This window comes from Vreelandella sp. V005, from assembly GCF_052645115.1.
In genome coordinates this window covers 42,245-60,410 of sequence record NZ_JBQXYA010000012.1, presented here as the reverse complement: position 1 = coordinate 60,410, position 18,166 = coordinate 42,245, and the positions used below count along the sequence as shown (strand labels likewise).

Below are 18,166 nucleotides of genomic sequence, written 5' to 3'. Positions count from 1 at the left end.
GGCAATTTCGCAGAAGGGGTTCATGGCCATCTTGACGTTGGTAAGGTCCACATCAGAATGATCCGCTTTGACGCGGATTTTGACGTTGTAGTCGATGACGCGTTTCACCGCGACGAGTACTTTCATAAGGCATGCTCCAGCGATTGAATCATCGGCATTTTATTCCGCATAGCAAAATAATATTTTACTTTATAAAGAGAACAATAAAAAAACGCCTGCCAAAGGTCAAGCGTTTCTATAAGAACGCCCCCTCAAAAAGGTGACCAACCAAACCATAGCGCCAGCAGCGGTATCGCCACGATCAGAAAGCGCCCGTTCCAGCGGTAGCCGATTCGAGTGGCGGGTACGCCGGTAAAGCGCGAGAGAATGAGCATGGAAGCCGTCATTGGTGATGACATCAGCGCCAGCGCCCAGCCCACCATTAACGATGCCCCAATCAGCTCAGGCGTTAACCCCTCGATGCCCAGCGTTGGGAGTAAGCCCACCAACAGCGTGACCGTGACAATGGGGTTTACACCTATTTGCGCCAGCCCCACTACCATGAGCATCGCCAACACTGCATTCAAAGTGCCCAGCGGGTCTAGCACTACCAATAGTGGCGCGAGCTGCTGAGTATCCACCAAGCCCACGCATAAATGACCCAAATAGCCTGCTGCCCCCAGCACCACGATCTCATTGGCGCTGGGAGACAGCAGCCAAGGTAGCTGGCGATGCACCGCCGTCATGGCTGCAGGTAGCCCACCGAAGCCAAGCCTACGCCGCTGCCAGGCAAGCCATAAAAGCGCCCCACTGGGTGCGCCCAGTAGCGCGGCAATGGGTAGGCGCAACGCCAGCAGCCAGGCAATGGAAAACACCAGTGCCACAATGCCGATAAGCAAAACGCTGAACTGAGCCAACGGGCGAAGCGAAGGGGTTACATAGGCTTTATTAGCGGGAGGATGTGGACCAGTGAGGTAATCGACCGCCCAGCCGGCCAGAAAAATCAGCGCGGCGGCCCCCAGAATATAGGGTGCCAGCTGTAGCCAGGTGACCTTGGGAAGGCTTGAAAGCACTACGGCCACCCCGATACCCATGGGCGAAATCAGCGGGGCCAGCGAAAATCCGCGCAGCAGCGCCAGCATCATGCGTCGTTGACGGGCCTCACGCACCCAAGCGCGCCCTTGGGCGGCACTGAGGGTATTGCTCTTTTCGATCATCGCAGCGAACAGATTTAGCACGCCAATGTTAAGAATAATGCCAAACAGCGCCGAGCCCAGGGATAAGATCGGATAACGGCGGCTAGGGGGCTGAAGCAACATGCTTTGCCCGCAGCGGCGCACTAAACGGGAGCGATAGGCAGGTAAGCGCAGCATACTCAGCGCCACTATAAAGGTGGCAAAAAACGCAAAACGCCCGCTCGCCTCAAACAGCAGCTGCCCAGGCGTGGGCGAGCGCCACAGCGCGAGCAGCGTGAGTACGCCAGCGGCACACAGCAGCCCCTTGGCCATGCGGGTGAGTTGACCTTTCAGGGTCATCAAATAGAGCAGCAGCGCAACAATGCCTGCGGCTTGCCACGCCACGCTGCCACCCACCAAATGGATCAGCGTGGCAAGCGTCACCAGTAGCAAACAGGAAACCCGGAAACGGGCTGGGCTCACTCGCCAGGCTCCCTCAACTGCGGGTCGGGAATGCCTTGTGACGATTCGCTGCCACTGCGGCGGCGAAACGAGCCTTCGCCCATAGCCACCAGATTGCCCCGCTCATCGACAATCTCACCGCTGGTCATGAAGGTTTTTTGCCCACCGCCACGCAGCGTGCCCGTGGCCCGCAACACGCCTTGCCGAGCAGGCCCGACAAAGGTGGTGGTGAGTGATAGCGTCATCCCACGGCGAATATGCCCTGGCACATCACAGTGCAAGCCCGCTAGACTTAAGGCGCTGTCCAGCATGGAAGCCAAGACGCCGCCATGCACATTGCCGCTGCGGTTAAGGTGCTTGGGTTCAATGGTGAGTTCCACCACCGCGCGCCCCTCTTCCCACTCCATCACGTGCATGCCCAGCAATTCGTGATAGCCCATCAGCGCCTGGGGTATTGTTGAGGTGTTAGCGCTGTCTGATTCGCTCATAAAGCGCTCTCCTGCTGGGCCAAGTCGCGTAGCCGTCCTTTTAAAATCTTACCGCTGGCGGTGGAAGGCAGCGCATCCATTAGCATAATCTGCGTCGGACGTTTATAGGGCGCAAGCCGCTCGGCAATAAAGGCTTTGAGTTCTGCCATATCGACTTCAATGCCCGGCTCACACTGCACAAATGCCACGACCTCTTCATTGCCAGCCACCTGCCGCCCGACCACTGCGGTTAACGTCACCGCAGGATGCTCATTAATCACTGCTTCCACATCCGGCGGGTAGATGTTGAAGCCCGAACGAATAATCAGTTCTTTACTGCGGCCCACGATATAAAGCTGATCGTCGTGATCCAGCTTGGCGATATCACCGGTATTGAGCCAGCCATCCTCGGTTAAAGTGGCACGGGTAGCGTCCGGCTGGCGGAAATAACCCTTCATGATATTAGGGCCACGCACCCATAGCTCCCCGATTTCATCGCCCGCATTTTCAGCAGTGCCGCTGCTGCCTAGGGGCTCTAACCGATACTCCAGCAGTGGCAGCACGCGGCCCACGGTGCTGCTCTGGTGGCGGTCATCGATTCGAGTTTGGCTAATCGTGGGGCTGGCTTCGGTGAGACCGTAGCCATTGTGCAGCGTTAGGCCAAAGGCTGCTTCAACACGGGTTTTGGTATCGCTATCCAGCGGCGAGCCGCCTGCGGAGATATAGATAAGCGCCGGCGCTTCTAACGCTCGCTGCTCACGCTTCAAATACTCCAGGGCGCGAGCGTACATGGCGGGCACGCCCTGAAGCACGGTAATGCGCTCCTCTTTCAGCGTTGCCAGCAGCTGTACCGCGTCAAACCGGGGTACGGTATACAGGCAAGCACCGTTATACAGCGAGCCCATACACACCGATGAGAGACCAAACACGTGAGACATCGGTAACACACCATACACCCGCTGCCCTTCACTCAGGTGGCGCATGCCGCCGGAAATAGAGGCGATATACAGTATGCCGCGATGGGTCAGCATGACGCCTTTCGGCGTACCGGTGGTGCCCGAGGTGTAGATCATGGCCGCGACCTGCTCAGCACCTCTGGCGTGCACAGGCTCTGGCTCGCTATCAAACAGCGGTGAAATCGCGAGGCCGCCGAGCTGCGGATGCTGATAGCGGTCAGCCGCGTGGCGCTCGGCGTGCTGGCTCGCCTCTTGGGAGGCTTCGCAGGTGTAAAACACTCGGCGTGGCAGGCAGTTGCCCTGAATTAAATCCACTTCCTGAGCGGAGAGGCGCGAATTGACAATCGCGACCCAAACATCCATTTCACTGGCAGCCAACAACAGCACTACCAGCGCACGGCAGTTTTCGCTAATCGTCATGATACGGTCGCCGGGGCGCACGTTCAGAGAAGCTAGCCACTGGCAGGCGGCATGGATCTCATGACCCAGCTCGGCGTAGTTCCAGCGAACGTTGCCATCCACAAGGGCGGGCTGGTCCGCTAGGTGCTTGGAATTTTCCAGCACGCGGGTGCTTAAGCGATCAGGCAATTCCGCCACCAGTTCGCTGGCCAGACGGCCAAAGATATTCTCGTCAGGCGCTTGGTAAGGGACCGACAGAGCCATTAAGACGCCTCCCGCACCATGTTCCGGGCGATTACCAACTGCTGAATTTGCGTCGTCCCTTCGTAAATGCGGAACAAGCGCACATCGCGGTAAAAGCGCTCAACGGCGTATTCCGACATATAGCCCGCCCCGCCATGCACCTGCACGGCACGGTCGGCCACGCGACCCACCATTTCGGCACAGAACAGTTTGCAGCAGGAGGCGAGTGTGGAGACGTTCTCGCCGTCATCCTTACGCCGTGCGGCATCCATCACCATGGTTTTGCCAGCGTAGGCTTCGGTTTTGCTATCCGCCAGCATCGCCTGAATCAACTGATGTTCAGACAGCGCAGCACCGAACTGCTTGCGCTCCATGGTATAGCGCAGCGACTCTTCTACTAAACGCTCGGCCACCCCCACGCACACGGCAGAGATATGCAGGCGCCCACGATCGAGTACTTTCATGGCGGTTTTGAAGCCTTGGCCCTCTTTACCGCCAATGATATTTTCAGCGGGCACGCGGCAGTTATCAAAAATGATGTCGCAGGTATGCGCGCCCTTCTGGCCCATCTTATTATCCGCCGGACCGCGTATGAGGCCTGGGGTATCACCTTCTACGATAAACGCAGAGATACCGCCCGCGCCTTTGTTGTCTGGGTCGGTACGCGCCATCACGGTGAACAGATCTGCTTCCGGCCCGTTGGTGATATAGCGCTTGGTACCGTTTAATACGTAGTGGTCGCCATCGCGCACGGCGGAGGTCCGCAGGCTGGCGGCATCAGAGCCTGAATCCGGCTCGGTCAGGCAGAACGAGCTGAGTATCTCGCCAGTGGCCAGGCGTGGCACGTATTTACCTTTTTGCTCGTCGGTGCCATCGATCAGAATACCCTGGGCACCAATGCCGTTGTTGGTGCCGAATACCGAGCGAAACGCCGGAGAAGTTTTGCCAATTTCCATGGCCACCAGGGCTTCCTCTTCCATGGTCAGCCCCAAACCGCCGTACTCTTCAGGAATCGATAGCCCGAACAACCCCATCTCTTTCATTTCCGAGAGGATCTCAGCGGGCACCGCATCCTCTTCTGCAAGACGTGTTTCGTTAGGAATCAAACGCTCGCGGACAAAACGGGAGATAGTATCAACAAGTTGATTGATCAATTCGGGATCGCGAATCATGACGGCTCCTGGTGATGATAGTTTGCTTTTTATCGTTGGAAATAGTGCTTGGATGAGATAGGGACACCGATTAAAACCGAACCTATTTCATCAGGCGAAATTAACGTCCACACTTCTTGTCAGGCACTTTTGCATAGCCTAGGATGGCAGTCAATAATTGAAACACCATTTTGCAATGCAAAACAAAGCAAACAAATAAACAGGCAGTAGAAGCCTCAAAGCAGAGAGGATTTGGCATATGGTTAGCGAATCAGCACCGTCTCCCTTCACCACGCTGGGTATTGTGGGCACCGGGGCCATGGGTCGCGGCATCGCTCAATTAGCCGCACAGGCAGGCCTAAACGTGATGCTTTTCGATGTTAGAAAAGGAGCGGTCGAGGAAGCGCAGCACTTTATTACTGGGCTATGGCTGAGAAGCGCTGACAAGCAGCGCATTAGTCAAGCGCAGGTACAGCAGTATAGCGAGCGACTGACTGAAGCCAGCGAACTCACCGCCCTTGCTACTTGTGATATTGTCGTTGAAGCGATCGTCGAGAAACTCGAAGCCAAACAGGGTCTGTTTAGCGATTTAGAAGTCATTGTCAGCCAGGATGCCGTGCTAGCGACCAATACCTCCTCCCTCTCGGTAACCGCTATTGCTGCTGCCTGTCAGCATCCCGAGCGCGTGATCGGTTTTCACTTCTTCAACCCCGTCCCACTAATGAAGATTGTTGAAGTGATACCAGGGCTGCGCACTGCTGACACCGTCACTCAGCGAGTCAATGCTTTGGGCACCGCCATGGGCCATTTTACCGCCCAGGCTACCGACACCCCAGGTTTTTTGGTCAATCACGCCGGGCGCGCCTTTGGCACCGAAGCGCTGCGCGTTCTCAGTGAGAGCGTAGCCGACCCCGCCACCATTGACCGTATTATGGTCGACCAAGGCGGCTTCCGTATGGGGCCGTTCACGCTGCTGGATTTGACCGGCCTGGATGTCTCTCATGCGGTGATGGAGTCGGTCTACCACCAATACTATGAAGAGCCACGCTTTCGCCCGTCCCCGATCACCCGCCAGCGACTCTCAGCAGGCCTGCTGGGGCGCAAAACCAGCGAAGGCTTCTACCGCTACATCGACGGCCAGCAGCAAATGCCAGATGAGCTTACCATTGTCGCTGCTTCCCCCTGCCCAGTGTGGATCAGTCAGGACGACCCTGATAGCGCCGCCCAGCTTGCTGAACTGGCCAGCACAGCGGGCTGGCCGCTTGAGCGTGCTGAACACCCTTCCGCCGAGGCACTTTGTTTGCTGACGCCGCTAGGCGAAGACACCACGTCGTGTGCACTGCGCCAAGGCTTGAACGCTGAGCAGTGTGTAGCTATAGACATGCTGGCGGGGCTGGATAAGCGCCGCAGCCTGATGGCCTCCCCCATTACCCGCCCAGACCTTATCAACGCGGCTGCCAGCCTGCTCAATGCCGATGGCACCCCGGTCAGTACGCTTCATGACAGCAACGGCTTTGTTTTACAGCGAGTGGTGGCGTGCATCGTCAATGTCGGCGCTGACATCGCTCAGCAAGGGGTCGCAGCGCCCGCTACTATCGACCGCGCAGTGGAACTCGGCCTGGGTTATCCCTTCGGCCCGCTGCGCATGGGCGACCACTACGGTGCTTCGCGCATCCTGACCATTTTAAACAATCTGCTGGCCGCCACCGGCGACCCCCGCTATCGCCCTAGCCCGTGGCTGCGCCGCCGCGCCGCACTGGACATGCCTCTCACGGATGAAACAACAGGCTTACACAAATAAGGAGAACAACCATGCAAGATGCCTATATTTACGATGGACTGCGTACCCCTTTTGGCTGCCATGGCGCTAGCCTGGCGGCCATTCGTCCAGACGAGCTGCTGGGATTGACCTTGAAAGCGCTGGTAGAGCGCAATCCTTTTGCGCCCGATAGCTACGAAGAAGTGCTGGCGGGCTGTACCAACCAGGCGGGAGAAGATTCGCGTAACGTGGCCCGTAACGGTGCGCTGCTAGCAGGCCTGCCCATTGAAGTGGCTGGCCAAACCGTTAACCGCCTGTGTGGCAGCGGCTTAGCCGCAATGATGGACGCCGCCCGCGCCGCCCGCTTAGGCGAAGGCGAGCTATTTTTGGCTGGCGGCGTGGAGTCCATGTCGCGCGCACCTTACGTGCTCGGCAAAGCCGACTCGCCCTACGCTCGCAACCAGCCAATGTTCGATACCGTGATTGGCTCGCGCTTCCCCAACCCGTGGATCGCCAAGGAATACGGCAGCCACAGCATGCCGGAGACCGCCGACAACATCGCTCACGACCTGAACATCGGCCGCGAGGCCAGCGACGCCTTTGCCGCTCGCTCCCAGGCACGCTATGCCACTGCGCTGGAGACCGGTTTTTATGAGGGCGAGATCTTTGGGGTCGAAGTACCCCAGGGGCGTAAGCAGCCTCCATTGTTAGTGAATAAAGATGAGCATCCTCGCCCAGAAAGCACACAGGACAAGCTAGCCAAACTCGGTGCGCTGTTTGAAGGTGGTGTGGTCACGGCAGGCAACGCCTCAGGCTTGAACGACGGCGCGGCGGCAATGATTGTCGGCACGCTTGCAGCAGGTGAGCGGGCTGGGCTTGCTCCGCGAGCGCGTATTGTTGCCAGCGCCGTGGCGGGCGTTGCTCCCCGTGTCATGGGGTTGGGGCCGGTACCCGCCTCGCAAAAAGCACTGGCACGAGCTGGCCTATCCCTTGAACAAATGGACGTAATTGAAATTAACGAAGCCTTTGCGGTGCAGGTGCTGGGCTGCGTTCAGCAGTTGGGGCTTTCAGCAGATGATCCGCGTCTTAACGCCAATGGAGGCGCCATTGCTATTGGCCACCCGCTGGGCGCCTCGGGCGCTCGCCTGACGCTGACGGCGCTGCGCCAGCTAGAAGCCACCGGCGGGCGTTATGCACTGGTGACCATGTGCATTGGTGTCGGTCAAGGCATCGCAACGATCATCGAGCGTCTGGATGGCTAATACGCCGTTAAAAGCAGGCGTTTTCGTTGATGAGCATGAAAGCTGCCCCTAAGTCGATATGCGATAATGAATGCCATAAGCCACCTATTGTTAGGAAATTGAATGCAATCCACCGACTCAGATGCTGAAGAGCCGCAACTGCCCGGAAAAGATCGTAACTTTGTGACCGCGCTGGCGCGCGGTCTTGAGCTGCTACGTGCCTTTGGAACCGGTGAGGAGTATCTAGGTAATGCCGAACTCTCCAATCGCACCGCTATTCCCCGCCCTACGGTGTCACGGCTGACTTATACGCTGACCCAGTTGGGTTATCTACAGCACAACACGCATCTTGAGAAGTATCGTCTTGGCCCCGGTGTGCTGGCGTTGGGCTATCGTTTCCTGGCGAACATGGGTATTCGCGAGGTCGCTCGACCACATTTACAGAAGTTTGCCGATGCCACCGACTGTAATGTCAGTCTGGGCAGCGCTGATCGTAGTGATATGGTTTACCTGGAAACCTGCCATGGTAGCGGGCCGCTTATCATTCGTCTCGATGTGGGGTCACGCTTACCTATCGCCACCTCAGCCATTGGTCGTGCTTGGCTTTGCGGCTTGCCCGCTGCTCGGCGCCAGCAATTAATGCATGAGCTGGCGGGCTTCCATGGTAGCGACTGGCCTGCGCTGGAAGCCGGCATCCATCAAAGTTTGAAGGACTATGCCGAATATGGCTTTTGTCTCTCCGAGCAGGATTGGCAGCGCGACATCAGCGCCGTGGCCATGCCGCTCATCCTGGAGGATGGCGCCGAGGTCATGGCCATCAACTGCGGCGGCTCTAGCCTGCGGCTGGATCACGACCGCTTGGTCAATAATCTGGGGCCTCGCCTTAAGGAGGTAGCAGAACAGATCAAACAGGAGCTGGCACCCCGTTACCGTTCTGCTAGGTAGCGTCTCCGAGCGATGATCGCCTGGTGGCTTCCCGCGGGTCGCGTGGGTAGTAGCGTTCTGGCTGGCTTGCCAAGTGGGTAAAATAGCGAGTGTCTTTATAGGGCATTTTCATATAGCCCGAGACGCCCAGCCCTTCAATCTGATTGACCGATGACAGGATCCGAGCCAGTAGACTTCGAAACTCGGCTTCTCTGGCGGGGTCGAGCAGGCGGTAATAGCTGTGAATCTTGAGGTGCTGAGGTAATGCTTCAAAAATGATCATGCCGGTATGGTGTATATCGTTGAGCTGCTGCAGCACGTGCATGATCGCCTCCGGCAACGCCAGCAGCTCCTCCGGATCGGGACCGTCTTCGAAGTAACTATGTTGACGGGTGCGGTCCTCCAGCTCAGGTACCGCGCTCAGCTCGTAGCCAATCGCCATGTTCGGTTCGCTGACAAACGCCTCCTCCGCACTGGCGCGCTCCAGATGAAGGGTTTGGCGGGCATTGAACAAACAGCTCTTGAACACCCCCTGACGGTGAATGGCACGCGCCAGATGCACCATGTTGTTGACCGCTTCAACGAAGGCGGGCTTCAGCACCGGGTCATGAAGGTTTAGCGAAGAGTCAATGTATACCCCTTCCCGCTCCCAGCGAACTGCTAATCCGCCTACCACTGGATACTTACCCAACCGGCTGACGGAGGCCAGAAAGGCTTTTTCGGTTTCCCCCATGCCCTGCATGAACTGCTTGTAGTAGCGGTCAAGCTGCACATCGTTGACATCATTGAGCGTTTCCTGGGCATTTGCTTCACGCAAAAAGGCCTTCCGTGAGCTATAGACCACCGTATCTATTTCCTGCCGGGCAGGTCGTGCCCATACCGGCACTAGCGGCACCTTTACCGATTCGGGGAGATCAATCATCACCACCTTAGCCATGCGTGTCATATTGGCCAAAAAGTAGTCGCCCGCTTTACGACGAGCTTGAGGATCGGTATCCAACATGCCATCCAGTGTACGCGCAAACTCCATGGGCAGCCCCAGCGAGCTGGCTGGAATGGCACGATGCCCAAAACGACAGGACTGGGCTGACGCCAGTGCGTACAAGGTGCCTGCGGTGCCCTGCTCATCAAAACGCGGCGAAGATAGCGCCCCATTGAGCTGCTCTTCACCAATAAAGTAGACATCGCCGAGCCGGGCATTGGTTTGCTGCAGATTATCCGACATTAATTCCATGACATTGGCGCTCACAAACTGCAGTTGAGCATCTAGTTGCGCAAAAACCGATGATCCCCAGTCAATCAACGCAATTGCTTCCTGCTCAGGATCGAAGACCAAATTGGAGGGTTTGATATCCCCATGCACGACAGGCCGCGCCTGGGGACCAGATTCGCGGCGCAAAGCGAGAAGGATATCAGCTAACTGCGCAGCGATACGCACGATCAAGCGGGGTGAGAGGCGCCCTTGTCGCAGCGACACTTGCTCGAGATTCCAACCCGGCGCACGCTCCATGACCAAAATAGATTGTCCTCGGGAGCGCTGATAAGCAACTAATCCGGGAATACGTGGGTGTGACACCTGGTCGAGCATGAACGCCTCTTCCTCAAGGCGTTCCTGGAGATGCGTCGGCAGAGTAATGCGCGAGAACTTAAAGACATAATGGTGGTTAGCGCCTTGCTGGGCGGTACTACCGGCAAATACAAAGCCGTAAGCGCCCTTACCGATCAACTCGATGCCTTGGTAACCCAGCTGGGTGAGCTGCGCTTGGCACAGCGCCACCCAGTCCTTGAGTTTTCGGGCATCGTGATGGCTCAGCAGATAAACCGACTGTTCTTCGGGTATATAAAACTGCTGAAGCGGTGCCTGGGACATAAGTCGCCTTGCTAGCCCAAGTGAAGCAACATGGTCTCGGGATCTTCCAGAAAGCCCTTCCAGCTATTACAGAAGCGCGCAATGGTGCCACCATCGATGAAGCGATGATCCCCCGCCCAGGTAATGGTCATGATGGCACGCCGCTGCACCTCGCCCTGCGCATCAAACCTTGGCAGCCACTGGGTTTTACCAATCGCGACAATGGCGGCTTCCGGCGCGTTGATGATAGGAGCCGCGTAGGTGCCGCCGAGCGCACCAATATTGGAAATACTGATGGTTCCGCCTTTGAGATCCGTTTGATCAACGCGTCCTTCCCGTGCAGCAGTGGTTAGCCGAGCCACTTCCCGAGCAATCTCCAGCAGAGACAAGCGTTCGACACTTTTGACATTGGGCACCATCAGGCCTGCCTTGCTATCCACTGCCATACCGATATTACACTGAGAAAAGTAGTGCAGCTCGTTACCCGCCGCATTTAACTGGGCGTTTACAATGGGTTCTTCTGTGATCGCTAACGCCATGGCTTTCATAAAGAACGGCATTAGCGTTATCCGCTCGCCTCTTGCCTCTGCTAGTGGCTTCAAACGCTCACGTAGTGCCAACAGCGCTGTTACGTCGATCTCTTCGCCGTAATGAAAATGGGGAATCGTGCTGGCCGACTCCACCATTCGCTTGGCCATTACCGCCCGCACGCCACGCAGTGGCTCCACCCTGGACACCCGCTCTTCGTCTTGAGTGGGTAAGGCTTGCGACGCTGGCGTAGCGGTCTCACTAGGCTGTTCAAGGTGCGCCAATACGTCTTCCTTGAGCACACGGCCATCTTTACCGCTGCCTGCTATATCCGTCAGTTTGAGCTGATGCTCTCGCACCAATCTTCGCACTGCGGGGCTGGCGGGTACTTTTCCGTGGGTGGCCAACATTGACGTGGTTGGCACTGCCGCTGTGTCCGTTGACGTAGCGGTACTTGTTGTTGGCGTAGACTGAGAGGCATCCGGAGTATCCTCCGGCGTGCTGGGCTCGCCGGATACTTCTCCTTCGGCCTGATAGGCGTATAAGGGAGCGTGTACCTTGGCAATCTGCCCCTGAGCCACATAAAGCTTGGTGACAACACCAGCTTCTGGGGCGGTAATTTCCACCAGCGCTTTGTCGGTCATGACTTCAACGATGGGCTGGTCTTCTTCAATTTGATCGCCTTCAGCGACGCGCCATTCGACGACTTCGCACTCGACAATGCCTTCGCCAATATCAGGCAGTAAAAAATCGCTCATTGTTGTTCCCCTCCTCAGCGCTAAAAGTTGACGCTTTCGCGAATCGCTTCAAAAATCTTCAGGTGATCGGGCAGATACTCTTTCTCCAGCACCAACGGAAAAGGCGTATCCAGCCCTGTCACCCGAGCAATGGGCGATTCTAGATAAAGAAAACAACGCTCCTGAATGGTGGCAGCAATTTCACCGGCAAAACCACCGGTTAAAGGTGCTTCATGGCTCACGACCAAGCGACCGGTCTTGAGCACTGATTCCACGACAGTGTCCGCGTCCCAAGGCAGTAGTGAGCGCAGGTCGATCACTTCACAGGCGATACCCTGCTCTTCGGCCAGCTCGACTGCTTTACCGATCACTTCCATCTGGGCACCCCAGCCGACCACGGTAATGTCGGTACCCTCTTTGGTAACTTCGGCCTCGCCAATGAGTAGCTGATAATCCTCTTCGGGCACTTCGCCTACCGCTGCGCGATAGAGGCGTTTTGGCTCTAGGAAAAGCACCGGATCCGGATCACGAATGGCGGCAAGCAGCAGCCCCTTCGCTTGATAGGGGTTGCGTGGCACGACTACTTTCAAGCCGGGAGTATGGGTGAAATAGGCTTCTGGAGACTGGGAATGATAAAGCCCCCCGGCGATTCCCCCGCCGTAGGGGGTACGAATGGTCAGCCCGCCTACATTGAAAAGATCCCCTGAGCGATAGCGGAATTTGGCGGTTTCGTTAACGATTTGGTCGAACGCGGGAAAGATATAGTCAGCAAACTGGATTTCCGCGACCGGTACCGAGCCTTGGGCCGCCAAGCCATTGGCAAAGCCGATGATGCCTTGCTCTACTAGCGGCGTGTTGAAACAACGAGCCTTGCCGTACTTTTCCTGCAAGTGACTTGTCGCCCGGAAGACGCCGCCGAAAATCCCCACGTCCTCACCAAAGCAAATGACCTTTTCATCTTCTGCCATGGCGATATCCAGCGCATTATTAATCGCCTGAAGCATGTTCATTGTGGCCATGTTACGCCTCTCCCTGCGAATCAGTGTCGGTGCCCACGTCCAGATCCAGCGACTGCGCCCCTCGTGGATAAGCGTCTGGATAGCGGCGAATATGGCGTTTCAGTTGATCAAACTGACGTTGCAGCGCAGGTGTAATGTCGGCATAGACATCGCTGATTAAACTCTCAAGCGGTGGCGAGGGACGCTTCTCGGCACGTTTTAACGTCTCGAGCACTTCCCGACGCAGAGTTTCTTGCTGGGTAGTCTCTTCTTCTTCGCTCCACCACTGCTTTTTTAACAGCCACTTTTTTAACCGCAGCACGGGGTCTTTAGCGCGCCATACCTCTTCTTCATCCTTGGAACGATAGCCGGAGGGGTCATCCGAGGAGGAGTGGGCAGCAAGGCGGTAACTCATGGCCTCGATCAAGACAGGCTGGTTGCGCTCAACAGCAATTTTACGCGCGTGACGGGTCGCTTCATAAACGGCCAGTACATCGTTACCGTCCACACGTATCACGTGCATACGGTAACCAAACGCCCGCGGAGCAATACCGTCGGCGGCAAATTGCTCGACGGCAGGCGTGGAAATGGCGTAGCCGTTATTGCGACAGAAAAAAATCACCGGCACCTGATGCACCGAGGCCATGTTGAGCGCGGCGTGAAAGTCGCCTTCGGAAGCGGCACCTTCACCAAAAAAGGTCAGCGTGCAGTGGCCGTTACCCGCCAGTTTCTGTCCATAGGCGTAGCCCGTCGCCTGAGGAATCTGGGTGGCCAACGGGGAAGAAATGGTCAGATAGTGGAGCTTGCGAGAACCATAGTGGATCGGCATTTGACGGCCTTTACCGTAATCCAACTCATTGCCGAACAATTGGTTCATGAATTCATCAATCGAGAAGCCGCGATACATCAAGGCACCCTGCTCACGGTACTGGGCCATGATCATATCGGCATCATCAAGCGCGGCAGTGGCGCCTACCACCGCCGCCTCCTCACCCGTGCACTGCATATAAAAACTAAGCCGCCCCTGTCGCTGGGCAGCCATCATCCTTTCATCCAGGATACGAGTGGCTAGCATGGCGTGGTAAATGCGCCGGGCGTGATCACGCTCAAGCGCCGGCTCGGTGGCGCCTTCATGCAGCTCGCCTTCCGGGCTCAGAAGGCTAAAAGTTGGAATCGAAAATTCATCGCCGGTCATGAAATCCGGCTGGTGCACATATTCGGTCATCATTATTGTCCTTGTTTCACCCCTTTTGAGGGCAGTGTTGCTGGTATTGATCGTTTTTGCCAGTGGATTTATCTGCCAAGATCAATACAACTACTGCGACAGTAACGCAGCACAAGCACTTTAGGGATACAACTTAAGGCGCAGAGGAGTGAAAACCGAGACAGGTTAAGGTGCCGAGAACCGAGAACGCAGCGAATGCTGCAATACTTCAAACAGGCTGTCGACCGTTAAGGCCAGTAGCGCAATGGTCAACGCTCCCTGAACCACATACGCCATATTACCGTTGACGATGCCAGAAATGATCGGGTCGCCAAGGTTACTGGCGCCCACAGTGGCCCCTAACGCAGCGGTGGCGATATTGATAGTCACTGATGTGCGGATGCCTGCCAGAATGATCGGGGCGGCCAGTGGCAGCTCGACCTGACGTAACGTCTGTGTCGGCGTCATGCCCATCGCATGCGCAGCAGATTTTATATTGCTGTCCACTTCCTGCAGCCCGGCCAGCGTATTACGCACAATGGGCAACAGGCCATACAGCATCAAGGCGACAATAATAGGTAGGGTGCCAAACCCAAGCACAGGTACCGATAGTGCAAGTACGGCCACCGGGGGAAAGGTTTGCCCCAGCGAAGCCAACTGGGCCACCAAGGGTAAAAAATCAGCACCTCGCGCGCGCGTCACCGCAACACCGGCAGCCACCCCCACCACAACGGTCACCACTGCTGCGATGCCTACCACCAAGAGATGACGACCCAACAGCACATAGAAATCGACGCGGTCATAAACCACCTGCCTGGCATCGGGTTCTATCCAGCGAAACAGTGGCTCGGCAGCAGACATGGCCACTACGCTAAGCAGCAGCAGTGCCCCCCATACCAGTGGCCAAAGCCAGGGTGAGGCATTTTTACGTGGCTGCAGGGCACTCAGCGAGTTACTCACGTACGTTTCCTTTATCCAGTTGCGCTTCCTTGATGATTCTTCGCAACGAGAGTTCGCCAATAGGGACATCGTGCTGGTCGACAACCGTCAGCCTATCGCTATGATCGCGTAGCATCATGGAAAGCGCTTGACGCAGCGAAAAATCTGCCGGAATGCGCGACTGGGCAGGCAAGGTTTGTCCCAGGGAGGTCATATGGTCTTTGACACGGGTTAACGCCGCCTGTTTGAGTCCCCGTTCAAGCCCTCCCAACATTGATTCGACAAACGGGTCGGCTGGCTGTTGTAACAGCGCCAGCGGGGATCCCTGCTGCACAATGCGCCCTTCGCGCATCACAACCAGATGATCCGCCAGTTTGAGAGCTTCATCCATATCATGGGTCACGAAGACCACTGTTTTATGCAGCCTCGCCTGCAACCTGGCCAGTTCATCCTGCAGCTTTTCACGGGTAATCGGATCGAGGGCGCCAAACGGTTCGTCCATTAACAAAATATCGGGGTCGGCGGCCAGCGCTCTTGCCACCCCTACCCGCTGTGCCTGGCCACCAGAAAGCTGGTGGGGGTATTTATGCGCAAACTCCCCCACCGGCAACCCCAGCAGGTCCATCAACTCTTCAACACGTGCTTGAACCTCTGTCGCTGACCACTTCAATAAGCGCGGCACAAGGCCGATATTACGCGCCACGTTCCAGTGAGGGAAAAGGCCGGTATGCTGAATGACATAGCCAATCCGGCGGCGCAGTTTGACGGGGTCGTATACCTCAATGGCCTGGCCATCCAGGATGATCTCGCCGTCGCTATGCTCGATTAAGCGATTGATCATGCGCAAGGTAGTCGATTTACCGCAGCCGGAGGTGCCTACCAGCGCACAGAACTTGCCTTTAGGCACGCGCAGTGAAATATCATCCACCGCGGTTTCTTCATCAAATCGCTTTGAGACATGGGAAAGCTCGATCATTGTGTTCCTCCGGGGCGCAGCGCTTCGGCCAGTGCGCCCAGGCTCGCATCGACCACCAGAGCCAGCATGAGAATAGGCAGTGCGCCGAGCAGGACCATGTCCATAGCCGCTTGGCCCAAGCCTTGAAAAATAAAGGTGCCAAGCCCGCCTGCCCCGATCAGTGCGGCAACAGCGGTAAGACCAATGGCTTGAACCGTGGTAATACGTACCCCCTCAAGCAGTACCGGCAGTGCCAACGGTAGCCGCACCTGCCAAAAACGCTGACCAGCGCGCATCCCCATTCCCTTGGCGGCTTCCAACGTATCGGGGCTGACTTCTTCAAGAGCGGTATAGGTATTGCGAACCATGGGGAGCAGGCTGTAAGCAATCAACGCGATCAACGCAGGCGTTGTGCCAATCCCACTAACGCCTAGCTGTTCTAAAAAAGGCACATTGTCGGCTAGCCATGCAAGCGGCGCCAGCAGTAGCCCAAACAAGGCAAGGCTGGGGATGGTTTGCAGGAAATTAAGTACTGCAAAAGCGCTTTTTTGAAGTCGCGTATAGCGTCGCATCAACATGGCCAGTATCAACCCCAGCACCACGCTAATGCACACGGCGATCCCCACTAGCCGCAAATGCTGACCAATAGCACGCACAAACTGCTGATCACGCGCTTTGAATTCCTGAACCAAGGCAAGGCTATCCAGCCAGAAGGCACCACACAACCACCACACGCAGGCCACGCCACCTAGCAGCAGCGTGGGCCAGAAACGCGTGAGGTGTAAGCGTAAGCGTATTTCAATCAGGCAAAGCAGTAGTACAAAGAGTACCACCCAATACGCTGCTCCCAGGCCCAAGCGCGCCTGGGGCAGCTCAGGGTCAATCATTAAATAGCTGCTGGCCATTAACCCCACGGGCATCAGTGCCATCAACATCATGACGGTAGCTAGCAGAGCGCGATAATGCCGGTGGCTCGGCTGCCAAGCTAACAATCCCAGAGTACTGAGCAACAGTGTCGCCAATACCGCGCCGGGCCAACCCAAGGCTTCAAGGGCACCGTAACCGGTACCCTGAACAATTCGGTTAGGCGCCATGGTGACCACGTCGAGGATCCAGAAAGCTGCCAGCATGATAAGGCTGAGGCTAACAAGCACAGCATTAGGGTGCCGACCCTCCCAACGAAGCCGTGGGCTGGGCAGAGCATCCAATAGCGACATTAATTAATTATCCCGAGCATGAGCATTGATAGTTTAACCCATCATGCATTAGTTATTGAGCTTATCAAGATAGTCGCTGGCCACTTGGGTGGGTGATAGACCGTTAACGGCAACGTCTGCATTGAGTTTTTGCAGTGTGACTAGGTCAAGAGAAGCAAAAACGTCGTTTAGAAGCGTTTCCATTTTGGGATAAGTTTCCAGCACGCTTTCACGCACCACAGGGGCAGGCTGGTAAACGGGCTGCACACCTTTCGTGTCTTCAAGCACGACCAGACCCAGTGCGCTTAAACCACCGTCAGTGCCATAGGTCATTGCGGCATTAACACCACTGGTTTGCTGTGCAGCAGCCCGCATGGTGGCAGCGGTATTGCCACCGGAGAGTACCAGCAATTGCTCATCGCTTAAGTCAAAGCCGTAGGCCTCTTGAAAAGCGGGTAACGCCTGTGCTGATTCGACAAATTCAGCGCTGGCGGCAAACTTGAAGTCACCTCCGTCTGCCAGGTAGGCAGAAAGGTCTTCTAAGCTGACCAACTCATGCTCTTTGGCCACGTCTTCGCGAACACTCATTGCCCAGGTATTATTAGCGCTAGCGGGCTCTAACCATACCAGGCCCTGTTCGGCGTCACGCTCCTTAACAGTTTCGAAAGCTTGATCAGCATCTTTCCAAACAGGACTGTCGGCCATGTCAAAAAAGAAGGCACCATTACCCGTGTACTCTGGGTACACATCGATTTCTCCCGCTTCCAGCGCAGTACGTACAACGCTAGTACCGCCTAGCTGTAAACGGTTTTCGGTAGCAATATCATTGCGTTCTAAGGTCTGAATAATCAATTCGCCCAACACCGACCCTTCCGTGTCGATTTTGGAGGCCACCACCACCGGCTCATTAGCGCTAGCCTGGGAGAGCATAATAGCGGACACGGCGCATGCAACGGTAAGCGGCTTGGCAAGGATAGAACTGGCTGAAAAGCGCATCTTTGAAT

The 18,166-nt window shown here is 56.4% G+C and carries 15 protein-coding genes and 1 pseudogene; 3 read left to right on the top strand and 13 right to left on the bottom strand.

The features are described from left to right. The 5 genes and pseudogenes from ACUN8H_RS18345 to ACUN8H_RS18325 all read right to left on the bottom strand — a co-directional run. A pseudogene (locus tag ACUN8H_RS18345) lies at nt 1-126 on the bottom strand (electron transfer flavoprotein subunit beta/FixA family protein); the annotation flags it as partial. Nucleotides 127-251: 125 nt separating this feature from the next. Beyond that, a complete protein-coding gene (locus ACUN8H_RS18340; RefSeq protein WP_445533473.1) occupies nt 252-1,637 on the bottom strand; it encodes a hypothetical protein in 1,386 nt (461 codons plus the stop codon). Then, nucleotides 1,634-2,104 carry a PaaI family thioesterase gene (locus ACUN8H_RS18335; protein ID WP_445533472.1) on the bottom strand — a complete coding sequence of 157 codons (471 nt, stop codon included), beginning with the start codon at nt 2,102-2,104 and terminating at the stop codon, nt 1,634-1,636. The genes ACUN8H_RS18340 and ACUN8H_RS18335 overlap by 4 nt, the downstream gene beginning before the upstream one ends. Continuing rightward, the gene (locus tag ACUN8H_RS18330; protein WP_445533471.1) at nt 2,101-3,702 is read right to left on the bottom strand and encodes a class I adenylate-forming enzyme family protein; all 1,602 of its coding nucleotides are present in this window, start codon (nt 3,700-3,702) and stop codon (nt 2,101-2,103) included. The genes ACUN8H_RS18335 and ACUN8H_RS18330 overlap by 4 nt, the downstream gene beginning before the upstream one ends. Continuing rightward, nucleotides 3,702-4,853: an acyl-CoA dehydrogenase family protein gene (locus ACUN8H_RS18325; protein WP_445533470.1), complete on the bottom strand. Its 1,152-nt coding sequence runs from the start codon at nt 4,851-4,853 to the stop codon at nt 3,702-3,704. Before ACUN8H_RS18325 ends, ACUN8H_RS18330 begins: the two co-directional genes overlap by 1 nt. Nucleotides 4,854-5,091: 238 nt before the next feature. On the opposite strand from ACUN8H_RS18325, the gene ACUN8H_RS18320 reads away from it, so the two are divergent. The 3 genes from ACUN8H_RS18320 (at nt 5,092) to ACUN8H_RS18310 (ending at nt 8,777) form a co-directional block, all read left to right on the top strand. Then, on the top strand, nt 5,092-6,633 hold the full coding sequence (locus ACUN8H_RS18320; RefSeq protein WP_445533469.1) for a 3-hydroxyacyl-CoA dehydrogenase: 1,542 nt from the start codon (nt 5,092-5,094) through the stop codon (nt 6,631-6,633). An 11-nt stretch (nt 6,634-6,644) separates the two neighbouring features. Then, nucleotides 6,645-7,853, top strand: a complete 1,209-nt coding sequence (locus ACUN8H_RS18315) for a 3-oxoadipyl-CoA thiolase (protein ID WP_445533468.1) — start codon at nt 6,645-6,647, stop codon at nt 7,851-7,853. Between the two features lie 102 nt (nt 7,854-7,955). Then, nucleotides 7,956-8,777, top strand: coding sequence for an IclR family transcriptional regulator (locus ACUN8H_RS18310; RefSeq protein WP_445533467.1), 822 nt, complete (start codon nt 7,956-7,958; stop codon nt 8,775-8,777). Here ACUN8H_RS18310 and ACUN8H_RS18305 read toward each other — a convergent pair. The 8 genes from ACUN8H_RS18305 to osmF form a co-directional block, all read right to left on the bottom strand. Continuing rightward, complete coding sequence (locus tag ACUN8H_RS18305) at nt 8,770-10,626, bottom strand: protein kinase domain-containing protein (protein ID WP_445533466.1); 1,857 nt, start codon at nt 10,624-10,626, stop codon at nt 8,770-8,772. The genes ACUN8H_RS18310 and ACUN8H_RS18305 overlap by 8 nt on opposite strands. A gap of 11 nt (nt 10,627-10,637) precedes the next feature. Then, nucleotides 10,638-11,891 (bottom strand): 2-oxo acid dehydrogenase subunit E2, encoded by a 1,254-nt coding sequence (locus tag ACUN8H_RS18300; protein ID WP_445533465.1) that lies wholly within the window; start codon nt 11,889-11,891, stop codon nt 10,638-10,640. Between the two features lie 20 nt (nt 11,892-11,911). Beyond that, nucleotides 11,912-12,889: an alpha-ketoacid dehydrogenase subunit beta gene (locus ACUN8H_RS18295; RefSeq protein ID WP_445533464.1), complete on the bottom strand. Its 978-nt coding sequence runs from the start codon at nt 12,887-12,889 to the stop codon at nt 11,912-11,914. 1 nt (nt 12,890) lies between these two features. Further along, complete coding sequence (locus tag ACUN8H_RS18290; RefSeq protein ID WP_445533463.1) at nt 12,891-14,093, bottom strand: thiamine pyrophosphate-dependent dehydrogenase E1 component subunit alpha; 1,203 nt, start codon at nt 14,091-14,093, stop codon at nt 12,891-12,893. Nucleotides 14,094-14,258: 165 nt separating this feature from the next. Continuing rightward, nucleotides 14,259-15,032 (bottom strand): ABC transporter permease, encoded by a 774-nt coding sequence (locus ACUN8H_RS18285; protein ID WP_445533462.1) that lies wholly within the window; start codon nt 15,030-15,032, stop codon nt 14,259-14,261. After that, on the bottom strand, nt 15,025-15,987 hold the full coding sequence (locus ACUN8H_RS18280) for an ABC transporter ATP-binding protein (RefSeq protein WP_445533461.1): 963 nt from the start codon (nt 15,985-15,987) through the stop codon (nt 15,025-15,027). The genes ACUN8H_RS18285 and ACUN8H_RS18280 overlap by 8 nt, the downstream gene beginning before the upstream one ends. Then, on the bottom strand, nt 15,984-17,183 hold the full coding sequence (locus tag ACUN8H_RS18275; RefSeq protein ID WP_445533460.1) for an ABC transporter permease: 1,200 nt from the start codon (nt 17,181-17,183) through the stop codon (nt 15,984-15,986). Before ACUN8H_RS18275 ends, ACUN8H_RS18280 begins: the two co-directional genes overlap by 4 nt. A gap of 48 nt (nt 17,184-17,231) precedes the next feature. Beyond that, entirely contained in the window at nt 17,232-18,158 is a 927-nt protein-coding gene (osmF, locus tag ACUN8H_RS18270) for a glycine betaine ABC transporter substrate-binding protein OsmF (RefSeq protein WP_445533459.1), read from the bottom strand. Nucleotides 18,159-18,166 lie beyond the last annotated feature (8 nt).

Bases quoted from the DNA above. Each gene is read 5' to 3' on its own strand.
- ACUN8H_RS18335 (WP_445533472.1), bottom strand. From the start codon at position 2,104: ATGAGCGAATCAGACAGCGCTAACACCTCAACAATACCCCAGGCGCTG.
- ACUN8H_RS18330 (WP_445533471.1), bottom strand. From the start codon at position 3,702: ATGGCTCTGTCGGTCCCTTACCAAGCGCCTGACGAGAATATCTTTGGC.
- ACUN8H_RS18325 (WP_445533470.1), bottom strand. From the start codon at position 4,853: ATGATTCGCGATCCCGAATTGATCAATCAACTTGTTGATACTATCTCC.
- ACUN8H_RS18320 (WP_445533469.1), top strand. From the start codon at position 5,092: ATGGTTAGCGAATCAGCACCGTCTCCCTTCACCACGCTGGGTATTGTG.
- ACUN8H_RS18315 (WP_445533468.1), top strand. From the start codon at position 6,645: ATGCAAGATGCCTATATTTACGATGGACTGCGTACCCCTTTTGGCTGC.
- ACUN8H_RS18310 (WP_445533467.1), top strand. From the start codon at position 7,956: ATGCAATCCACCGACTCAGATGCTGAAGAGCCGCAACTGCCCGGAAAA.
- ACUN8H_RS18305 (WP_445533466.1), bottom strand. From the start codon at position 10,626: ATGTCCCAGGCACCGCTTCAGCAGTTTTATATACCCGAAGAACAGTCG.
- ACUN8H_RS18300 (WP_445533465.1), bottom strand. From the start codon at position 11,891: ATGAGCGATTTTTTACTGCCTGATATTGGCGAAGGCATTGTCGAGTGC.
- ACUN8H_RS18295 (WP_445533464.1), bottom strand. From the start codon at position 12,889: ATGGCCACAATGAACATGCTTCAGGCGATTAATAATGCGCTGGATATC.
- ACUN8H_RS18290 (WP_445533463.1), bottom strand. From the start codon at position 14,093: ATGACCGAATATGTGCACCAGCCGGATTTCATGACCGGCGATGAATTT.
- ACUN8H_RS18280 (WP_445533461.1), bottom strand. From the start codon at position 15,987: ATGATCGAGCTTTCCCATGTCTCAAAGCGATTTGATGAAGAAACCGCG.
- ACUN8H_RS18275 (WP_445533460.1), bottom strand. From the start codon at position 17,183: ATGTCGCTATTGGATGCTCTGCCCAGCCCACGGCTTCGTTGGGAGGGT.
- osmF (WP_445533459.1), bottom strand. From the start codon at position 18,158: ATGCGCTTTTCAGCCAGTTCTATCCTTGCCAAGCCGCTTACCGTTGCA.